The sequence below is a fragment of the Pseudomonas sp. W4I3 genome (assembly GCF_030816195.1).
GTDB lineage: Bacteria > Pseudomonadota > Gammaproteobacteria > Pseudomonadales > Pseudomonadaceae > Aquipseudomonas.
Window position 1 is genome coordinate 64,071 of sequence record NZ_JAUSXS010000001.1, and the last position, 18,642, is coordinate 82,712.

Sequence of the window (18,642 nt, forward strand, 5' to 3'; positions counted from 1 at the left end):
CCGCGCATTGCGCGGCTTTCGCGTTTCTGGAACCCTGAAAGAAATACGTATGGGCGCTGCCTCAAACTGATCGTTTGCTGAAGGCAAGCCGTGCCGCGAAAAGGACGAAAATCAAGCCAGTCGTGCGGTCCATCCAGGTGATGACTTTCTCGCTGCGCAATACTTTTGCCAGGGGCTGGGTCGCGGCAATCAGGATGATCGACCACAGAAACCCAATAACGACGTGAATACTGACCAAGCCAAACGTCCAGGCGATCAATGGCTGCCCTTGCGGAATGAACTGGGGGAGAAAGGACACGTAGAAGACGCCGATCTTGGGGTTCAGCACGTTACCCATCAGGCCTTTGAAGAACCAGTTTGGCACTTTCTTTTGAGCGCCCTCGACAGATGACAATGACGTGCGAGGCCGCAACAGCATGTTTAGCCCCAGCCAGGCCAGGTAGGCCGCGCCGCAATATTTCAAAATATCGAACGCCAGCTCTGAGACAGCAATCAGGGCTCCAAGTCCAAAAGCGACGGCGGCGCCCCACAGGAAGCAGCCTGCGTTGATGCCCAAAGCCGCGCGCAGTGCCTGTCGCTTACCTTCCACCGTGGCCGTGCGCAAAATCAGTGCAGTGTCGAGGCCAGGCGTCAGCGTGAGCAGGGTCGCGGCGAAGGCAAAGGCAATAAGGTTGTCAGAAAACGGCATAGGTGGGTCTCAGCCAGATGTAGCCGGCAGATTAACCTTTAAATACGCGCTATCAAATCCCCACGGGCTACATGCCGATGTTCGCGCGGTGACGCCCTCGACGGTTCAAGCCAGTGTCTGGTGCAGCGGTTCTGTAAGCCCGACCAAGCCTGTAACATACCTGCCCACCGCACCCTCGCACTGGAGCTTGACCCTTGCCCGCCCTTGACGACATTGACCGCCAACTGATCGCCGCCTTGCAGCTCAATGCTCGCGAAAGCGTGGCCATGCTTGCCCGGCAGTTGGGGATCGCGCGCACCACGGTCACTTCGCGCCTGGCGCGCCTTGAGAAAACCCAGGTGATTACCGGTTATGGCGTGCGCCTGGGCCAGCGCGTGGCGGATGGTGGTTTGCAGGCGTATGTGGGCATTACCGTGCAGCCGCGATCGGGCAAAGAAGTGCTGCGCAGGTTGAGCGCGATGGCCCAGGTACAACAGCTGTGCGCGGTGAGCGGCGAATTTGATTACGTGGCGTGGCTGCGCACTGAGTCGCCGGAGCAGCTTGATCAGTTGCTGGATCAGATTGGCAGCGTCGATGGCGTGGAAAAAACCACCACATCCATCATCCTTAGTAACAAGTTGGACCGCGGGCAACCTATCTGACCAAAAACATCGTCATATTGACTGAAACGAATTCAATCCGACGACACATTGCGTCTTATTAACGAGCGCAACGCTCTCTAAACTGGCTGCCATCTTTTTCTATACTCAACGGGCCCTATCCCGCCGAGTCGTCAGTAAGGTCAGCCATGAGCATTCCGTCCAGCACCATCAGCAAGACCAATCGACACCCCGCCGACGGTAAAAAACCCATCACCATCTTCGGCCCGGACTTCCCGTTTGCCTTTGATGACTGGATCGAACACCCCGCTGGCCTGGGCAGCATTCCTGCCGCCAACCACGGCGCCGAAGTGGCGATCGTGGGCGCTGGCATTGCCGGGCTGGTAGCTGCCTACGAACTGATGAAGCTGGGCTTGAAACCCGTGGTATACGAAGCCTCGAAGATGGGCGGTCGCCTGCGTTCACAGGCTTTCGAAGGTGCCGAAGGCATCATCGCCGAGCTGGGCGGGATGCGCTTTCCGGTGTCGTCCACCGCTTTCTATCACTACGTGGACAAACTGGGCCTGGAAACCAAACCCTTTCCCAACCCGCTGACGCCGGCTTCTGGCAGCACCGTTATTGATCTGGAAGGTCAGACGCACTACGCGCAAAAGCTCTCCGACCTGCCGGTGCTGTTCCAGGAAGTCGCTGACGCCTGGGCCGACGCGCTGGAAGCCGGTTCGCAGTACGGCGATATTCAGCAAGCGATCCGCGACCGCGACGTGCCGCGTCTCAAGGAATTGTGGAACAAGCTGGTCCCCCTGTGGGACGACCGCACCTTCTACGACTTTGTCGCCACCTCCAAGTCCTTTGCCAAATTGTCGTTCCTGCACCGCGAAGTGTTCGGCCAGGTCGGTTTCGGCACGGGCGGTTGGGACTCGGACTTCCCCAATTCCATGCTGGAAATCTTCCGCGTGGTGATGACCAACTGCGACGACCATCAGCACCTGGTCGTCGGCGGCGTGGCCCAGGTGCCCATGGGAATCTGGCGTCACGTGCCGGAGCGCTGTGCCCATTGGCCCGCCGGCACCAGCCTGAGTTCACTGCACCGAGGCGCGCCACGGGCGGGCGTGAAGCGCATTGCCCACGCCGCCGACGGCCGCTTCGCCGTCACCGACAACTACGGCGACACCCGCGAATACGCCGCCGTGCTGACCACCTGCCAAAGCTGGCTGCTGACCACCCAGATCGAATGCGACGAAACCCTGTTCTCGCAAAAGATGTGGATGGCCCTGGACCGCACGCGCTACATGCAGTCATCCAAGACCTTCGTCATGGTCGACCGCCCCTTCTGGAAAGACAAAGACCCGGAAACCGGCCGCGACCTGATGAGCATGACCCTCACTGATCGCCTGACGCGCGGCACCTACCTGTTCGACAACGGCGACGACAAGCCGGGGGTGATCTGCCTGTCCTACTCTTGGATGAGCGACGCGTTGAAAATGCTGCCCCAGCCCATCGACAAGCGGGTCAAACTGGCCCTCGACGCACTGAGTAAAATCTACCCGAAAGTCGACATCAAGGCGCGCATCATCGGCGACCCGATCACTATCTCCTGGGAAGCCGACCCGCATTTCCTCGGGGCCTTCAAAGGTGCGTTGCCCGGCCACTACCGGTATAACCAGCGCATGTATGCGCACTTCATGCAGAAGGACATGCCCGCCGAACAGCGTGGAATTTTCATCGCCGGCGACGACGTTTCGTGGACTCCGGCCTGGGTGGAGGGCGCGGTACAAACCTCGCTGAACGCGGTATGGGGCATCATGACCCACTTCGGCGGCAGCACCCACCCGGAAAACCCGGGTCCCGGCGATGTGTTCGACGAGATAGGGCCAATCGCCCTGCCCGAATAAGGAGCCAGACATGCGTGTTGCCCTGTACCAATGCCCGCCACTGCCGCTGGATGTCGCCGGTAACCTCAAGCGTCTGCAGCAGCTGGCGCACGAAGCATCGGGTGCCGATGTGCTGGTGCTGCCGGAGATGTTCCTGACCGGCTACAACATCGGCGCCGAAGCCACTGGCGCCTTGGCCGAGGCTCGGGATGGCGAGTCGGCGCAAAGCATTGCCGGCATCGCGCAAAGTGCCGGGCTGGCGATTCTATACGGTTATCCGGAGCGCGCCGAGGACGGCCAGATCTACAACGCCGTGCAGTTGATCGACGCCCATGGCCAACGCCTGTGCAACTACCGCAAGACTCACCTGTTTGGCGATCTGGACCGCGCGATGTTCAGCGCCGGTGAAGACGATTTCCCGCTGGTGGAATTGAACGGCTGGAAGCTGGGTTTCCTGATTTGCTACGACCTGGAGTTCCCGGAAAACACCCGGCGCCTGGCCCTGGCCGGCGCCGAACTGATCCTGGTGCCCACCGCCAATATGGTGCCGTTCGACTTTGTCGCCGACGTCACCGTGCGGGCACGGGCGTTCGAGAACCAATGCTTCGTGGCTTACGCCAACTATTGCGGGCACGAAGGCGATATTCACTACTGCGGCCAAAGCAGCATCGCCGCGCCCGATGGCCAGCGCATCGCCCAGGCGGGCCTGGATGAAGCGCTGATCGTCGGTACGCTGGATCGGCAATCGATCCTCGACGCCCGCGCCGCCAATCATTACCTGCAAGACCGCCGCCCCGAGCTTTACGGCGCACTGCACAAGCCCTGATCCACCGGGTTTGCTAGCATAGGCGCTTCCCCCGTTTCGGAAGTGCCCATGCCTGCGCCGGTTCATCCTCGCCCCCTGCACCTGACTCTGGCCAATGGCCTGCACCTTTGCCTGCGTCATGCGCCGCGCTTGAAGCGCTGTGCGGCTGTCTTACGCGTGGCGGCGGGCAGTCATGACGCGCCATTGGCGTGGCCGGGGCTGGCGCACTTCCTTGAGCACCTGCTGTTTCTGGGGACCGAGCGCTTTCCCGCGGGCGAAGGGCTGATGGCCTACGTGCAGCGCCATGGCGGGCAAGTGAACGCCAGCACCCGCGAGCGCACCACGGAGTTCTTTTTTGAGCTGCCGGTTTCAACTTTCGCCGATGGGCTCGTGCGATTGGCCGACATGCTTACCCACCCTCGCCTGACCATTGACGATCAACTGCGCGAACGCGAAGTGCTGCATGCCGAATTTATTGCCTGGTCCCAGGATGCCAAGGCGCAGCAACAAGTGGCCTTGCTGCAGGGTTTGGCCGCCGACCATCCGCTGCGCGGTTTTCATGCGGGTAACCGCGACAGTCTGCCCGTGGAGCGTGAGGCGTTTCAGCAGGCGTTGCGGGAATTTCACCAGCGTTTCTATCAGAGCGGTCAGATGACGCTCAGCCTGGCCGGCCCACAGTCGCAGGAAGATCTGGAAGCGTTGGCACAGCAATTCAGTGCCCAATTGATCGGCGGGCCGCTGCATCCCCAGGCCGAACCACCGGCACTGATGGCCGGGCACGCCAGGGGCTATCAACAGGTTGCCGGCCAACATCTGCATCAGGTCATCACCGGTGACGCACCGCGCGAAGCGCTGGCGTTTCTCTGTACCTGGCTCAACAGCTCAGCGCCGGGTGGCTTGCTCGCCGAACTCAAGGCGCGGCGCCTGGCGACTGCATTGCACGCCTCGGTGCTGTATCACTTTGCCGGGCAAGCCGTGCTGGATATCGACTTTACCCTTGACGCCCAAAGCGGCTCTGCGACAGAGATCGAGGCGTTGCTGCACGACTGGCTGAGTTTTTTCGCACAGAGCGACTGGACACCGCTACGCGAAGAATTCGCGTTGCTCAAGGCTCGCCAGCAACAGGTGCAAAGCGCCCTGGCGCTGGCACGCAACGACGAAGAAGACTTATCGGAACAAGGCGTCGCAGCCCTCAAGGCCATGCTCGACGCACAGCATCTGCCGCCCGCCAAACACGCGTGGCAGCTTCCACCGAACAACCCCTTCCTTCGTCCAGCCGCCAAAGAAGAACGTGCCGGCCTGATTCGCGGCCAGACCAGCGCCCACCGTGGCTTGCGCACCTTCGCCCAGGACCGCTCACGAGGCCGACGGGACATGTCGGCACTGACATTCAACCAGGCCTTGGCAAATGACAACGAAGAAGGCGCCCTTTACCTGCGCTGGCGCTTTGACTGCGCCGTGCCTGCTGGCCTGGACAGCGTGCTGCTGCCGTTGCGCGAAAGTGCCGGCCAGGCGGGCGTCGAATTGAGTGCCGAAACCATCGGCAATGACTGGCAAGTAAAAATGCTCGGTCTCCACGAGCCCATGCCCGCCGTACTCGAGGCGCTGACGCGCTGCTTGGGCACGGCCGATGAACACGTGGCACCAACGCCCGCACTGCCGATGATTGCCGTCCGCGAATTGCTCAAGGCATTGCCCACTTGCTGTGCCGGTGTCCAGCCTATGCCCCAAGAGACGCCGGCCTCATGGGCCAGCGCCCGCTGGCAAGGGATGGGCTCAGGGTTACCGGCCGCCTGTGAAACGGCGATCAAGACCGCCGCTGCACGATTGCCTGGCCAGCCCGCACATTTCCAATGCCAGCCTCAAGCGTTCAACGAACAGCATCTCTGGCACGACGTAAGTACCGAGTCCAGCGAAGCGGCAGTGCTGTTGTTCTGCCCGACACCGACACAAACCCTGGCCGATGAAGCGGCCTGGCGCTTGCTCGGTCATCTGCTTCAGGGACCGTTCTACCAGCGCCTGCGCGTCGAGCTACAAATCGGCTACGCCGTGTTCAGCGGCATCCGACAGGTCGATGGGCAAACCGGCCTGCTGTTCGGCGTGCAATCCCCCAGCGCGTCCCTGAGTGAGATCGTCGAGCAAGCGAAGGCCTTTCTGGCGCAACTGCCGTCGTTGATCGAGCGCAGCGCAGACATGGGCAACACGGCCCTGGCGCAGCAATTCGCGGCCCAGTCGCTGCCTATCGGCCAAGCCGCTGATCTTGTGTGGCACGTCCACTTGGCGGGCCACGCAGCGGATTACCTGGAGCAATTACAACACTTGATACAAATCTGCTCGCCTGCCGATATGCAGCGCGCCGCCCAGCAACTGAACGACGCCACAGGCGGCTGGCATTGCATCGCCAACGGCCCATGCATCGGTGGGCACTGGCAGTCGGCGGGTTGATCGTTGCCAACCGTGCAACAGCCTTTTTCGTTCAAGACAGCGCTAACTCGAAAAGAATTGCGTAATATTCACACGCAATATCTGAACATCTCCCATGGGAGGTGGACTATATGTACTACTTGGTAGTGAACATCCCGTCCCTTGATAGGAGTATGAATATGACCTGGTCCAAACCTGCTTACACCGATCTGCGCATCGGTTTCGAAGTCACCATGTACTTCGCCAGCCGCTAATCCGCTGGGTAATACAACGCCTCGGTTCGCCCGGGGCGTTTTTGTTTTGAGCTTTGCTGATGGAGCGACCATGTTTGTCCAGATTCTAGGTTCCGCCGCCGGCGGCGGCTTCCCGCAGTGGAACTGCAACTGCGTGAACTGCGCAGGTTTTCGTGATGGCAGCCTGCGGGCCCAGGCGCGCACCCAGTCGTCCATCGCGATTTCCGACGATGGCGTGAACTGGGTGCTGTGCAATGCCTCGCCGGACATCCGCGCGCAACTGCAGGGCTTCGCGCCAATGCAACCCGGCCGCGCCCTGCGGGACACCGGTATCAGCGCAATCATCCTGATGGACAGCCAGATCGACCACACCACTGGCCTGCTGAGCCTGCGCGAGGGCTGCCCGCACCAGGTCTGGTGCACCGACATGGTCCATGAAGACCTGAGCACCGGCTTTCCGCTGTTCACCATGCTCACCCATTGGAACGGTGGCCTGGCCTGGAACCGTATCGAGCTGGACGCCAGCTTCACCGTCCCGGCCTGCCCCAACCTGCGTTTCACGCCACTGCCGCTGCGCAGCGCCGCACCGCCCTACTCGCCGCATCGCTTCGACCCGCATCCCGGCGACAACATCGGCCTGATTGTCGAAGACCTGCGCACCGGCGGCAAACTGTTCTATGCCCCGGGCCTGGGCAAGGTTGATGCGCCGTTGCTGGACATCATGGCCGGCAGCGACTGCCTGCTGGTGGACGGCACGATGTGGGACGACGACGAAATGCAGCGCCGGGGCGTCGGCACCCGCACCGGCCGTGAAATGGGTCACCTGGCGCAGAACGGCCCCGGCGGCATGCTCGAGGTGCTCGAGCAGTTGCCAAAGCAGCGCAAAGTGCTTATCCACATCAACAACACTAACCCGATCCTCGACGAAGACTCTCCAGAGCGAGCGGAACTGGTGCGGCGTAATGTCGAAGTAGCCTACGACGGCATGAGTATCGAATTGTAGGAGCAGGCGAAATGACTGACACACCGTTGACCACCACCGAATTCGAAGCCGCCTTGCGCGCCAAAGGCGCCTTCTACCACATCCATCACCCGTACCACGTGGCGATGTACGAAGGCCGCGCCACCCGCGAGCAGATCCAGGGGTGGGTCGCCAACCGCTTCTACTATCAGGTGAACATTCCCCTCAAGGACGCCGCGATCCTGGCCAACTGCCCGGACCGCGAGATCCGTCGCGAATGGATCCAGCGCCTGCTCGACCACGACGGTGCACCCGGCGAAGACGGCGGCATCGAAGCCTGGCTGCGGCTGGGCCAAGCCGTCGGCCTCGACCCGGACCAGCTGCGCTCCCAGGAACTGGTGCTGCCCGGCGTCCGCTTTGCGGTAGACGCCTACGTCAACTTCGCCCGCCGCGCCAGCTGGCAGGAAGCCGCCAGCAGCTCCCTGACCGAGCTGTTCGCGCCGCAGATCCACCAGTCGCGCCTCGACAGCTGGCCGCAGCATTACCCATGGATCGACCCGGCCGGCTACGAGTACTTCCGCACCCGTCTGGGCCAGGCCCGGCGTGATGTGGAGCACGGGTTGGCGATCACCCTGCAGCACTACACCACCCGCGAAGGCCAGGAGCGCATGCTGGAAATCCTGCAATTCAAACTGGATATCCTGTGGAGCATGCTCGACGCCATGAGCATGGCCTACGAACTGAAACGCCCGCCGTATCACAGCGTGACCGAGCAGCGGGTCTGGCATAAAGGGATCACCCTATGAGCTTTGATCGCAGCAGAAAACCGACCTGGCGCCAGGGCTATCGCTACCAATACGAACCCGCGCAAAAAGGCCATGTGTTGCTCTACCCTGAAGGCATGATCAAGCTCAACGACAGCGCTGCGTTGATCGGTGGCTTGATCGACGGCGAGCGTGACGTCGCCGCAATCATCGCCGAGCTGGACAAGCAATTTCCCGGCGTGCCGGAGCTGGGTGATGACATCGAGCAATTTATGGAGGTCGCCCGTGCTGAGCACTGGATTACCCTTGCCTGAAAAGCCGCCAATTGGCCTGCCCTTGTGGCTATTGGCCGAGCTGACTTACCGCTGCCCGTTGCAGTGCCCGTACTGCTCCAACCCGCTGGATTTTGCCGAGCAGGGCAAGGAGCTGAGCACCGAGCAATGGATCAAGGTATTTCGCGAAGCCCGCGAGATGGGTGCGGCGCAACTCGGGTTTTCCGGCGGTGAACCGCTGGTGCGCCAGGACCTCGCCGAGCTGATCGGCGAGGCGCGCAAACTGGGCTTCTACACCAACCTGATCACCTCAGGCATTGGCCTGACCGAACAGAAGATCAGTGACTTCAAAAAAGCCGGCCTGGACCATATCCAGATCAGCTTCCAGGCCAGCGACGAACAGGTGAACAACCTGCTGGCCGGCTCGAAGAAAGCCTTCGCGCAAAAGCTGGAAATGGCCCGAGCGGTGAAAGCCCACGGTTACCCGATGGTGCTGAACTTCGTCACCCATCGGCATAACATCGACAAGATAGACCGCATTATCGAGCTGTGCATTGCGCTCGAGGCGGACTTTGTCGAGCTTGCCACCTGCCAGTTCTACGGCTGGGCACAGCTCAATCGTGTGGGGCTATTGCCGACCAAGGAACAACTGGTACGCGCCGAACGCATCACCAACGAGTACCGCGCCAAGCTCGAAGCCGAGGGCCACCCGTGCAAGTTGATTTTCGTGACGCCCGATTACTACGAAGAGCGTCCGAAAGCCTGCATGAATGGCTGGGGCAGTATTTTCCTGACAGTCACACCGGACGGTACCGCCCTGCCCTGTCATGGTGCCCGGCAGATGCCGGTGCAGTTTCCCAATGTGCGCGATCACAGCATGCAGCACATCTGGTACGACTCGTTCGGTTTCAACCGTTTTCGCGGCTACGACTGGATGCCCGAGCCGTGCCGTTCATGCGATGAGAAGGAAAAGGACTTCGGCGGCTGCCGTTGCCAGGCCTTCATGCTCACGGGAGACGCGAGCAATGCCGACCCGGTGTGCAGCAAGTCCGAGCAGCACGGCATCATCCTTCAAGCGCGGGAAGAAGCCGAACAGGCCACCCAGACCATCGAGCAACTAGCCTTTCGCAATGAGCGCAATTCACGCCTCATCGCCAAAGGCTGACACCCTCAGCGCTTGGCGATGATGTACACGGCATGGATGATGCCGGGGAAGTAACCGCACAGGGTCAGCAGAATGTTCAGCCAGAACGCGCCGCCGAATCCTACTTGCAGGAACACACCCAGTGGCGGCAGCAGAATGGCGATGATGATACGAATGATGTCCATGGGTCAGCTCCAGAAAATCGGCTCGTGTGAGCCGTGTAGCTAATCGACATTGGCGCTTCGCTAGGGTTCAGTGGTTTCTGGCATTGGGCCATCTCAGGCCAGAATCTGCAGGCCATGTTTTTGCACAATGCTCAATAACTTAAGCGCCATGCCGCTGGGTTGTTTTTCGCCGGATTCCCACTGTTTTACAGTCGAGGCACTCGTGTTCAGGTAGCGAGCGAACACAGGTTGGCTGACGTGGCTGCTTTCACGTAGGTATTTGATCTGTTCGGCTAGCATTCGAGCAGGAACCGCTGCCAGACACGCTTCGTCGAACTCACGAAGCGTGGTTTTGCTGATGGCGCCAATTGTATGAAGCGCTTCAGCAGATTGGTGAATGGACTCGAACGCCTCACTTTTATAATTTCTGGTCATGATGTATCTCCACAAGCTCTGTTAAATCAAGCAATTGCTGAATCTGTGCATCGTTTAAATTTTCATAGATCTTCGCCAGCGACCGAAACCCATCCAGTTCACTCTGACTGATATTGCTTTGACTCTGCTTGGAGAAAAGTAATTGATACACCCAGTAGTGACCTCCTTTAGCCAGGACAATCGAACGATGGCGATTGTGGTTCAGCCGTTTCTTCCATACGCCGCCTCCCAAATTGTCCGCCTGCCCATTAAGCAAATCGCTGAATGCTTCTTTTAACTCCACATCGCTTATCCACGCCTTGCTGGCAGCCTTCGCAAAAATCCGGGTTTTGAACAACCTAAGCTTCATAGAGATCCTTTCCGATAAACATACCACCCAGTGGTACAGCTTAGAAGAGGCGCACTAAGCACCCATCGACAATCCTTGCCGAGCTCGCTAAAAAGCCATCGTTTCCAATGACGCACAAGCATCCTTTTCAGTCCAAAAATTACGCACGCAAAAAAACGCCCCCAGCCAAAAGAATCAGGCTGGAGGCGCCGCGTACTCCGCGAGACGGTTCAGAAATTCGTATCAGACCGCGATGCCCTTGCGGCATTGCAATTGGGCGGTACGCACCCGAGAGAAGGCGCGGGCGAGGCGCAGGAGCATTTCGTCGATGTGGTTTTTGCTGACGTTCAGGGCGGGCGTGAAGCGCAGGCAATCAGGCTGCGCGGCGGTAAGGATCAAGCCTTCGTGCAGCGAGGCTTTTACCACGGCAGCTGCGGAATCGTCCGACAGGGTCAAACCCCATATCAGTCCATTGCCGCGCAGTTGCCCGTGTTCGTAACGGTAAGCCAGGCGGGCGAGGCCTTCTGCCAGGTACAGGCCGGATTCTCGTACCTGTTCGAGAAAGCCGTTTGCCAGCACGGCATCGAGTACCGCATTACCCGCGCACGCCATCAGCGCATTGCCGTGATGCGTACCGTCCAGCTCGCCCGCTTCGAAGCAACAGGCCGTGCCGCGCGCCAGCAACCCCGCCAAGGGCACGCCACCGCCCAGGCCTTTGCCGAGGGTAATGATGTCAGCGCGCACGCCGTATTGCTGTTCGGCAAGCAAGCTGCCGCACCGGCCGATCCCGGTTTGCACTTCGTCAAGGATCAGCAGGATCCCCAGTTCACGGCACAGGCGTTCCACGCCTTTGAGGTAGTGTTCGGTCGCGGGGATCACACCCGCGGCGCTCTGGATGGGCTCCAGCATGATGGCCACGGTGTGTGCATCGACAGCGGCGTGCAGCGCCGGCAGGTCGTTGAATGGCACATGACTGAAGCCCGGCAATTGCGGTTCAAAACGGTTCTCGCAGGCAACGGCCGAAGCCGGCAACGTTGCCAGACTACGGCCATGACAGCCGTTGCTCACCGTAATGATGTGATGGGCGCCGCCGCGATGCAGCTGGCCCCATTTGCGCGCCAGTCTGATGGCGGCTTCACAGGCCTCTGCCCCGCTGTTGAGCAGGTAGGCCTGGTCGCTGCCAGTGTGATGGCACAGGCGATCAACCAAATCGAGCTGAGCGCGATTGTGCAAGCCCATCCCAGGGTTGATCACGGTCTGCATCTGTTCGGCAATGGCGTCGCGCACGGCTTGTGGACTGTGGCCGAGGCTATTGGCGCCGCCGCCCTGGCTGAAATCCAGGTAGGCACGGTTGTCATTGTCTGAAAGCCAGGAGCCTTGGCCCTGCACGAAAACCTCAGCGGGCCGTGCGGCAGTGGGCATCAGGCTTTCGCTGGAAATATCATGACGTGGGGCATCCAGCACAAGGTCATCAAGACTCGGCGCATGACGCCGGAACAGGTTCACAATTGGCCCCCGAGAGCAACCGGACCTTGGTCGACAACGGGTACTGGTAGTGTGCTGAGGTTTTTTGCCTTGCCTATGTAAACGCCATTACCCAAAACGTTATTCATTGCCCGATCCGGCCCTGTAAGCCCTGCGAATAGGCGCTAGACTAGGCGTCTCGGGGGCCAACGGCCATTTCGATTTTCCAGCTTTTTCGATAAGCCAAACTTATGGATTTCAAGCAACTGCGTTATTTCGTCGCGGTGTATGAAGAAGGCCACGTCGGCCGTGCCGCGGAGCGTCTGTCAATCTCGCAGCCGGCCCTGTCGCAGCAGGTTCGCCAACTGGAGCAGAACCTGGACGTGAGCCTGTTCGAACGCAGCAGCAAGCGCCTGCTCCCCACGCTGGCCGCCCACACCCTATACAACCATGCCTTGCCCCTGATCGACGGCATGCAGCAAGCCGTGGAGGCGTTGCGCAATTTCAAGGGCCAGGCGATGCGCACGCTGGCCATCGGCGTGCTGCAAACCGTGCACACCAGCCTGGTGCCGCAGATGCTGGAACGGGTGCGCAAGGCCCAACCCCACTTGGTGGTGCAGATCTACGAATTGACCGGAATTGAAATCGAGCGGCGCCTGCTCAACGGTTCGCTGGACATCGGTATCAGCTACCTGCCACCGCGCCAGCCGGGTCTGCATGGCGTGCTGTTGTATGAAGATGAGTTGAAGGTGGTCATCCCAGAGCAACACCCGTTGCGGGAATTCAAGAAGGTCTCGCTGAAACAGGCAGCCGAGTTGCCGATGTTGCTGCTGGGCGAGGAGTTTCAAGTGCGCCAGATCTGGCAGGGTCAGTTGGCCAACCTGGGGCGGCGTCCGCAGGTGCAGGCGGAGCTCAACACCATGGTGGGAATTCTCGACAGCCTGCCCCACACCCAGTTGGCCACGGTGTTGCCGGGGCGCTCCCAGGACGAGCACAACAGCCAGTCGCTGCTGTGGAAGCCCTTGAGCGAGCCCAGGGTGCCGTTGAAAGTGGGCTTGGTATGCCGTGACGTGCAGCGTCAGCAAGCGACGGTGGCGTTGCTGCGCACGTTGCTCGAAGACGTGATGAATGCCCCGCAGGCAGGCGCCTGACTTTTTCGCGGGCAAAAGAAAACCCCGCCGAAGCGGGGCTTTGCAGACTGTTTCCCTGACATCCATTTCACTCCGCCGTCCTGGCAGAATCCTACGTGTCCGTGTTGTTGCTTTTGCGCTTCCTGCGCGACGTCCATGTGAAGTAGATTATCCGTGGATCCAATGTGGCGATAGAGGACGATTAGCAGCACGTCGTGTAAGAGAATGCTTACACGCACGCCACGCCCTTAGAACAATGCCTCATCCAGCAAAAACAGCGACTCGCTACCGGCTTTTACCGACGCGCTCAACGAATGAATACGCGGCAACAAGCGTGCAAAGTAGAAGCGCGCGGTGCCCAGTTTGCTGGCATAGAAATCATCTTCAGCCTCTTTGCCCCACGCGGCCTTGGCCATGCGCGCCCACATGTAGGCATACGCCATGTAACCAAACGCATGCAGGTACTCCACCGAGGCCGCACCAATTTCATTCGGGTTGGTCTTGGCACGGTCCAGTACCCAGGCGGTCAATTCATCCAGGTTGTCCACCGCTGCGGCGAGCGGACGGGTGAATTCGCCCAGTTCCGAACCTGCACTGGCGATGAACTGGCGGATCTCGTCGGCGAACAAGGTGTAGAACGCGCCGCCGCTGCCGACGATCTTGCGCCCCATCAGGTCCAGCGCCTGGATACCATTGGTGCCTTCGTAGATCTGGGTGATGCGCACATCACGCACCAATTGCTCCTGGCCCCACTCGCGAATGTAGCCGTGGCCACCAAACACTTGCTGACCGAGTACCGTGGTTTCCAGGCCCAGGTCGGTTAGGAATGCCTTGGCGACCGGCGTCAGCAGCGCCACCAGGTTATCGGCGCGCTCGCGGGCAGCCGCGTCTTCGCTGAACTTGGCGATGTCCAACTGCGTCGCCACGTAGGTGGAAAACGCTCGGCCACCTTCGTTCGCCGCCTTCATGGTCAGCAGCATGCGGCGCACGTCCGGGTGCACGATGATGGGGTCAGCGACTTTGTCCTTGGCTTGAGCGCCCAATGGGGAGCGGCTCTGCAGGCGGTCCCGGGCGTATTCGATTGCGTTCTGATAGGAACGCTCGCCGGATGCCAGCCCCTGGATACCAACGCCCAGGCGCTCGTAGTTCATCATGGTAAACATCGCCGCCAAGCCACGGTTAGGCTCGCCCACCAGATAGCCCACGGCTTCGTCGAAGTTCATCACGCAGGTTGCGGAGGCCTGGATGCCCATCTTGTGTTCGATCGAGCCGCAGGTCACCGGGTTGCGAGCGCCGAGGCTACCGTCGGCGTTCACCATGAACTTCGGCACCAGGAACAGCGAGATGCCTTTGGGGCCCGCCGGTGCATCCGGCAGTTTGGCCAGCACCAGGTGGATGATGTTGGCGGTCAGGTCGTGTTCGCCGCCGGTAATGAAAATCTTGGTGCCGCTGACCTTGTAGGAACCGTCCGCCTGCGGCTCGGCCTTGGTGCGAATCATGCCCAGGTCGGTGCCCGCATGGGCTTCGGTCAGGCACATGGAACCGGCCCATTCGCCGGAATACATCTTCGGCAAGTAGGCGGCCTTGAGTTCCTCACTGGCGTGGGTGTTGATCGACACGCACGCGCCCGAGGTCAACATTGGGTACAGGCCGAACGCCAGGCTGGACGAGTTGATCATCTCTTCGACCTGCGCCGACACCGCCTTGGGCATGCCCATGCCGCCGTACACCGGGTCGCCACCGACACCCACCCAGCCCCCTTCGGCGTAGGTCGCATAGGCCTGTGGGAAACCGTCCGGCGTGCTGACGGCATTGTCCGCCCAGCGGCAGCCCTGCTCATCGCCGCCACGGCTTAATGGCGCGATGGATTTGGCCGTGACCTTGCCGGCCTCTTCGAGGATCGCTTCAACGGTTTCGGCGTCAACCGTGTCTGCCAGGGCAGGCAGTTGGGCCCAAGTCGTGGCGACTTCAAAAACTTCGTTGAGGACGAAGCGCATATCACGCAACGGCGCTTTGTAATCAGCCATGGCAAACCTCGTGAGAACGTGAAAAGTGATTCGATAGGATCGGTTTTACAGGCTCCGAGTGTACCCGAACAACTTTTCAGACACATAGGGTCCGTTCGTGACTATTAAGTATTTATAAGTCACGAAAGACCTGTTCCACCTACAACGCAAACGCCTGCGCCGGCAAGCTCATCAGGCATTCGCTGCCCGCCTCCACCGCCGCCCGGTGCGTCGCGGTGCGCGGCAACAGGCGTTTGAAGTAGAAGTCGCACGTTGCCAGTTTGGCTTGGGCAAACCCTGGGTCGTCGTGCCCTTGCGCCGCAATCGCCATGCGCAGCCACAGGTAGGCAAGGATGATGTAACCGCTGTACATCAGGTAATCCATGGCTGCCGCCCCCACCTCGTCGGGGTTTTTCATCGCCGCCGTGCCGACCTTCAGCGTCAGCTCACCCCACTGCTGGTTCAACTGGTTGAGCTGATCTACATGGGCCTTGAGTTGTGCGTGTTCGGCATTGGCGGCGCAAAACTTATGCACAATTTTGGTAAAGCCGCGCAGCAGCTTGCCCTGGCTGCCCAGCACCTTGCGTCCCAGCAAGTCGAGGGCCTGGATACCGTTGGTGCCTTCATAGATCGGCGCAATCCGCGCGTCACGCGCCAACTGCTCCATGCCCCACTCGCGAATATAGCCATGGCCGCCGAACACCTGCATACCGTGGTTGGTCACCTCCAGCCCGGTTTCGGTCATGAAGGCTTTGCAGATCGGCGTGAGGAAGGCCAGCAGGTCTTCCGCCTCCTGGCGCTGGCCGGCATCGGCGCTCAGGTGCGCAGTGTCGAGCAACTGGGCGGTGAAATAGGTCAGCGCACGATTGCCTTCGTTGAAGGCTTTCATGGTCAACAGCATGCGGCGTACATCGGCGTGCACGATGATCGGGTCGGCGGCTTTCTCCGGGGCCTTGGCGCCGGTCAGCGAACGCATCTGCAGGCGGTCGTTGGCGTAGTTGACCGCACCCTGGAAGCTGGCCTCGCCATTGCACAAGCCCTGCATCCCCGTGCCCAGGCGCGCATGGTTCATCATGGTGAACATGCAGTTGAGGCCTTTGTTCGCCTCGCCAATCAGGAATCCCTTGGCGCCGTCGAAGTTCAGCACGCAGGTGGCCGAGGCCTTGATGCCCATCTTGTGTTCGATGGCGCCGCAGTGCACCGCGTTGCGCTCGCCGGAGTCGGCGTGAAACTTGGGCACGATAAACAAAGAGATGCCTTTGGTGCCCGCCGGCGCATCCGGCAGTTTGGCCAGCACCAGGTGGATGATGTTTGCACTCATGTCGTGCTCGCCGGCCGAGATGAAGATCTTGCTGCCGGTGACCGCATAACTGCCATCCACCTGGGGCACGGCGCGGGTTTTGATCAACCCCAGGTCAGTGCCGCAGTGGGCTTCGGTCAGGCACATGGTGCCGGTCCATTCGCCAGCGGTGAGCTTGTGCAGGTAAGTGGCTTTCTGTTCTTCGGTGCCGTGGGCGTGGATCGCCGACATTGCACCGTGGGTCAGGCCTGGGTACATGCCCCAGGACGTATTGCTTGACCCGATCATCTCGCTCAGCACCAGCCCCAGGGACTGCGGCAAGCCCTGGCCGCCGTAGGCCGGGTCCGCCGCCACGCCGTGCCAGCCGCCTTCCACGTACTGAGCAAAGGCTTGCTTGAAGCCCTTGGGCGTGGTCACTACCCCATTATCGAAATGGCAACCCTCTTCATCGCCGCTGCGATTGAGCGGCGCGAGCACGTGTTCGCAGAACTTGGCGCCCTCTTCGAGAATGGCACTGACCATGTCGGGGCTGGCGTCCGTCGCGCCCAGGGCAGCGTAGTGGCCATGGAAATCGAACACGTTGTCGATCAGAAAGCGCATGTCGCGCAGGGGAGCTTTGTATTCAGGCATGGCGATGTCTCCGGCAGCAGATGGTCTCAACCTACTGCCGGCCAAGGCCCCGGACAATCACTGTAGCGCTGCTGAATACAGCACCATTACTCAACCGGCAGCGCTTTGCATGCGCACGGCACCGCGACGGTTCTGCCCGGATGCAATCACGCAGTTGCGCCCGGCGCCCTTGGCGGCGTACAGCGCCTGGTCGGCGGACTTGAGCACTTCTTCAGGGCTACGCTGCTCGGCCTGGCGCTCGGCCACGCCGATGCTGACGGTCACCGACACACTGGACGCGCCGCTGCCGGCCCGGCGCTGGCGGCCTTGATGGTCGTCATTGGGGCGGTCCGGGTTGCGCAACTTGATCGCATAGTTGGCGATGATCTCGCGGATTTCCTCCAGGTGCGGCATGCATTCATCCAGGGTCTTGCCGGCGAACACCACGGCAAACTCTTCACCACCGTAACGGTAGGCGCGCCCGCCGCCGCTGACCTTGGACAGTTTGCTCGCCACCAGGCGCAGCACCTGGTCGCCTACGTCATGGCCATGGGTATCGTTGAAACGTTTGAAATGGTCCACGTCGCCCATCGCCAACACGTAGTTGCGCCCCAGCCGCTGCATGCGCTCGTTAAGGGCGCGGCGACCCGGCAAGCCGGTCAGCTCATCGCGAAACGCCATTTGATAGGCCTCGTGCGCCACGCCGGCAGCGATCATCAGCATGACCTGGCTGCACATGATGTTGAGGGTGAACGGCAAAATGAAGGTTTGCGGCAGCATCCAGAACATCCCCAGCAGCCCCACTAACTGCGCGGCGTGCAGCGGGCGCGGCTGATACCAGTACTGGGCGGCCAGGGTGAGGAAGCCAATCAGAAACATCGGGTACGAAAGCTGGATCAGGCTCATCCAGGCGCCATGCAACGCCGGCCAGCGAATTTCGGCTAACCAGTTCAGCACACCCTGGGGATAACTTTGCTCCAGCGCCAGTGCCACGCTACCGATGGCCAGCAGCACTGCGCAGCGTGCGACAAAGTCGCGGAACAGGTGGGTCTTTTCCTGCCACAGCGCATACACACTGAACAGCAAGGGCAGCAGCAGGCAGACCAGGTGGAACACCACGGCGGCGTCTTCACGCACGCGGCCATTGTCGCGATAGAAGTCGGTCTGGGTGTCCAGCAGGAAATACGCGACATACACCGTGATCATCAGGAACAGCTCGCGCTGGCGTCGATACACCGCGCAGTAAGCACCGCCGAGCAACAGCACCAGGGTCGGCAGCACGTTGAACAGCGAGGTGAAGAAGACGTTGAGGTCCTTGAGATAGGCAGCCGAAAGCCCGGCCAGTAACAGCAGCAGCGAGGGCAGAAAATGACTGAACCGTACAGCGGACGCGCGTGACAAGGGTAAAGCTCCGACCCGCAAAAAGTAATGGCATAGTGCCTGTG

Annotated in this window: 18 protein-coding genes; 10 read left to right on the top strand and 8 right to left on the bottom strand. The window is 60.7% G+C overall.

Going from position 1 to position 18,642, the window contains the following annotated elements; all coding sequences use genetic code 11:
* Positions 1-61: 61 nt before the first annotated feature.
* Positions 62-688 (bottom strand): LysE family translocator, encoded by a 627-nt coding sequence (locus QF045_RS00295; protein WP_306490596.1) that lies wholly within the window; start codon positions 686-688, stop codon positions 62-64.
* A gap of 194 nt (positions 689-882) precedes the next feature.
* On the opposite strand from QF045_RS00295, the gene QF045_RS00300 reads away from it, so the two are divergent.
* The 9 genes from QF045_RS00300 (at position 883) to pqqE (ending at position 9,782) form a co-directional block, all read left to right on the top strand.
* On the top strand, positions 883-1,329 hold the full coding sequence (locus QF045_RS00300; protein ID WP_306490597.1) for an Lrp/AsnC family transcriptional regulator: 447 nt from the start codon (positions 883-885) through the stop codon (positions 1,327-1,329).
* 167 nt (positions 1,330-1,496) lie between these two features.
* Positions 1,497-3,179, top strand: a complete 1,683-nt coding sequence (locus QF045_RS00305; RefSeq protein WP_306494830.1) for an NAD(P)/FAD-dependent oxidoreductase — start codon at positions 1,497-1,499, stop codon at positions 3,177-3,179.
* A gap of 10 nt (positions 3,180-3,189) precedes the next feature.
* Positions 3,190-3,984, top strand: a complete 795-nt coding sequence (locus QF045_RS00310) for a carbon-nitrogen hydrolase family protein (protein WP_306490598.1) — start codon at positions 3,190-3,192, stop codon at positions 3,982-3,984.
* Positions 3,985-4,032: 48 nt separating this feature from the next.
* Positions 4,033-6,408, top strand: a complete 2,376-nt coding sequence (gene pqqF, locus QF045_RS00315; protein ID WP_306490599.1) for a pyrroloquinoline quinone biosynthesis protein PqqF — start codon at positions 4,033-4,035, stop codon at positions 6,406-6,408.
* 158 nt (positions 6,409-6,566) lie between these two features.
* Positions 6,567-6,641, top strand: a complete 75-nt coding sequence (pqqA, locus tag QF045_RS00320) for a pyrroloquinoline quinone precursor peptide PqqA (protein ID WP_003194766.1) — start codon at positions 6,567-6,569, stop codon at positions 6,639-6,641.
* A gap of 70 nt (positions 6,642-6,711) precedes the next feature.
* The gene (gene pqqB, locus QF045_RS00325) at positions 6,712-7,623 is read left to right on the top strand and encodes a pyrroloquinoline quinone biosynthesis protein PqqB (protein ID WP_306490600.1); all 912 of its coding nucleotides are present in this window, start codon (positions 6,712-6,714) and stop codon (positions 7,621-7,623) included.
* Positions 7,624-7,634: 11 nt separating this feature from the next.
* Entirely contained in the window at positions 7,635-8,387 is a 753-nt protein-coding gene (gene pqqC, locus QF045_RS00330; protein WP_122735992.1) for a pyrroloquinoline-quinone synthase PqqC, read from the top strand.
* Positions 8,384-8,659 carry a pyrroloquinoline quinone biosynthesis peptide chaperone PqqD gene (gene pqqD, locus QF045_RS00335; protein ID WP_025857022.1) on the top strand — a complete coding sequence of 92 codons (276 nt, stop codon included), beginning with the start codon at positions 8,384-8,386 and terminating at the stop codon, positions 8,657-8,659. The genes pqqC and pqqD overlap by 4 nt, the downstream gene beginning before the upstream one ends.
* Positions 8,601-9,782 (top strand): pyrroloquinoline quinone biosynthesis protein PqqE, encoded by a 1,182-nt coding sequence (gene pqqE, locus QF045_RS00340; RefSeq protein ID WP_306490601.1) that lies wholly within the window; start codon positions 8,601-8,603, stop codon positions 9,780-9,782. The genes pqqD and pqqE overlap by 59 nt, the downstream gene beginning before the upstream one ends.
* A 5-nt stretch (positions 9,783-9,787) precedes the next feature.
* Here the strand turns inward: pqqE and QF045_RS00345 are convergent, their stop codons facing one another.
* The 4 genes from QF045_RS00345 to QF045_RS00360 all read right to left on the bottom strand — a co-directional run bounded on the left by QF045_RS00345 (position 9,788) and on the right by QF045_RS00360 (position 12,194).
* Positions 9,788-9,946: a YqaE/Pmp3 family membrane protein gene (locus QF045_RS00345; protein WP_003194776.1), complete on the bottom strand. Its 159-nt coding sequence runs from the start codon at positions 9,944-9,946 to the stop codon at positions 9,788-9,790.
* Between the two features lie 93 nt (positions 9,947-10,039).
* Positions 10,040-10,360: a DNA-binding transcriptional regulator gene (locus QF045_RS00350; protein ID WP_306490602.1), complete on the bottom strand. Its 321-nt coding sequence runs from the start codon at positions 10,358-10,360 to the stop codon at positions 10,040-10,042.
* On the bottom strand, positions 10,344-10,709 hold the full coding sequence (locus tag QF045_RS00355) for a type II toxin-antitoxin system RelE/ParE family toxin (protein ID WP_306490603.1): 366 nt from the start codon (positions 10,707-10,709) through the stop codon (positions 10,344-10,346). Before QF045_RS00355 ends, QF045_RS00350 begins: the two co-directional genes overlap by 17 nt.
* A gap of 222 nt (positions 10,710-10,931) precedes the next feature.
* On the bottom strand, positions 10,932-12,194 hold the full coding sequence (locus QF045_RS00360; RefSeq protein ID WP_306490604.1) for an aspartate aminotransferase family protein: 1,263 nt from the start codon (positions 12,192-12,194) through the stop codon (positions 10,932-10,934).
* Between the two features lie 209 nt (positions 12,195-12,403).
* Here QF045_RS00360 and QF045_RS00365 point away from each other — a divergent pair, with 209 nt between their 5' ends.
* Positions 12,404-13,303: a LysR family transcriptional regulator gene (locus QF045_RS00365; RefSeq protein ID WP_306490605.1), complete on the top strand. Its 900-nt coding sequence runs from the start codon at positions 12,404-12,406 to the stop codon at positions 13,301-13,303.
* 227 nt (positions 13,304-13,530) lie between these two features.
* Here QF045_RS00365 and QF045_RS00370 read toward each other — a convergent pair whose 3' ends face one another.
* From QF045_RS00370 to QF045_RS00380, 3 genes are all read right to left on the bottom strand, one after another.
* Positions 13,531-15,309 carry an acyl-CoA dehydrogenase C-terminal domain-containing protein gene (locus QF045_RS00370; protein ID WP_306490606.1) on the bottom strand — a complete coding sequence of 593 codons (1,779 nt, stop codon included), beginning with the start codon at positions 15,307-15,309 and terminating at the stop codon, positions 13,531-13,533.
* 139 nt (positions 15,310-15,448) lie between these two features.
* Positions 15,449-17,218, bottom strand: coding sequence for an acyl-CoA dehydrogenase C-terminal domain-containing protein (locus tag QF045_RS00375; RefSeq protein ID WP_306490607.1), 1,770 nt, complete (start codon positions 17,216-17,218; stop codon positions 15,449-15,451).
* 90 nt (positions 17,219-17,308) lie between these two features.
* Positions 17,309-18,598 (bottom strand): diguanylate cyclase, encoded by a 1,290-nt coding sequence (locus tag QF045_RS00380; RefSeq protein WP_306490608.1) that lies wholly within the window; start codon positions 18,596-18,598, stop codon positions 17,309-17,311.
* Between the last annotated feature and the right edge of the window lie 44 nt (positions 18,599-18,642).

Excerpts from the sequence above, each read along its gene's own strand:
- QF045_RS00370 (WP_306490606.1), bottom strand. The coding sequence starts at position 15,309 with ATGGCTGATTACAAAGCGCCGTTGCGTGATATGCGCTTCGTCCTCAAC.
- QF045_RS00365 (WP_306490605.1), top strand. The coding sequence starts at position 12,404 with ATGGATTTCAAGCAACTGCGTTATTTCGTCGCGGTGTATGAAGAAGGC.
- pqqE (WP_306490601.1), top strand. The coding sequence starts at position 8,601 with ATGACATCGAGCAATTTATGGAGGTCGCCCGTGCTGAGCACTGGATTA.
- QF045_RS00355 (WP_306490603.1), bottom strand. The coding sequence starts at position 10,709 with ATGAAGCTTAGGTTGTTCAAAACCCGGATTTTTGCGAAGGCTGCCAGC.
- QF045_RS00295 (WP_306490596.1), bottom strand. The coding sequence starts at position 688 with ATGCCGTTTTCTGACAACCTTATTGCCTTTGCCTTCGCCGCGACCCTG.
- QF045_RS00345 (WP_003194776.1), bottom strand. The coding sequence starts at position 9,946 with ATGGACATCATTCGTATCATCATCGCCATTCTGCTGCCGCCACTGGGT.
- QF045_RS00310 (WP_306490598.1), top strand. The coding sequence starts at position 3,190 with ATGCGTGTTGCCCTGTACCAATGCCCGCCACTGCCGCTGGATGTCGCC.
- pqqF (WP_306490599.1), top strand. The coding sequence starts at position 4,033 with ATGCCTGCGCCGGTTCATCCTCGCCCCCTGCACCTGACTCTGGCCAAT.
- pqqC (WP_122735992.1), top strand. The coding sequence starts at position 7,635 with ATGACTGACACACCGTTGACCACCACCGAATTCGAAGCCGCCTTGCGC.
- QF045_RS00350 (WP_306490602.1), bottom strand. The coding sequence starts at position 10,360 with ATGACCAGAAATTATAAAAGTGAGGCGTTCGAGTCCATTCACCAATCT.
- QF045_RS00375 (WP_306490607.1), bottom strand. The coding sequence starts at position 17,218 with ATGCCTGAATACAAAGCTCCCCTGCGCGACATGCGCTTTCTGATCGAC.
- pqqB (WP_306490600.1), top strand. The coding sequence starts at position 6,712 with ATGTTTGTCCAGATTCTAGGTTCCGCCGCCGGCGGCGGCTTCCCGCAG.
- pqqD (WP_025857022.1), top strand. The coding sequence starts at position 8,384 with ATGAGCTTTGATCGCAGCAGAAAACCGACCTGGCGCCAGGGCTATCGC.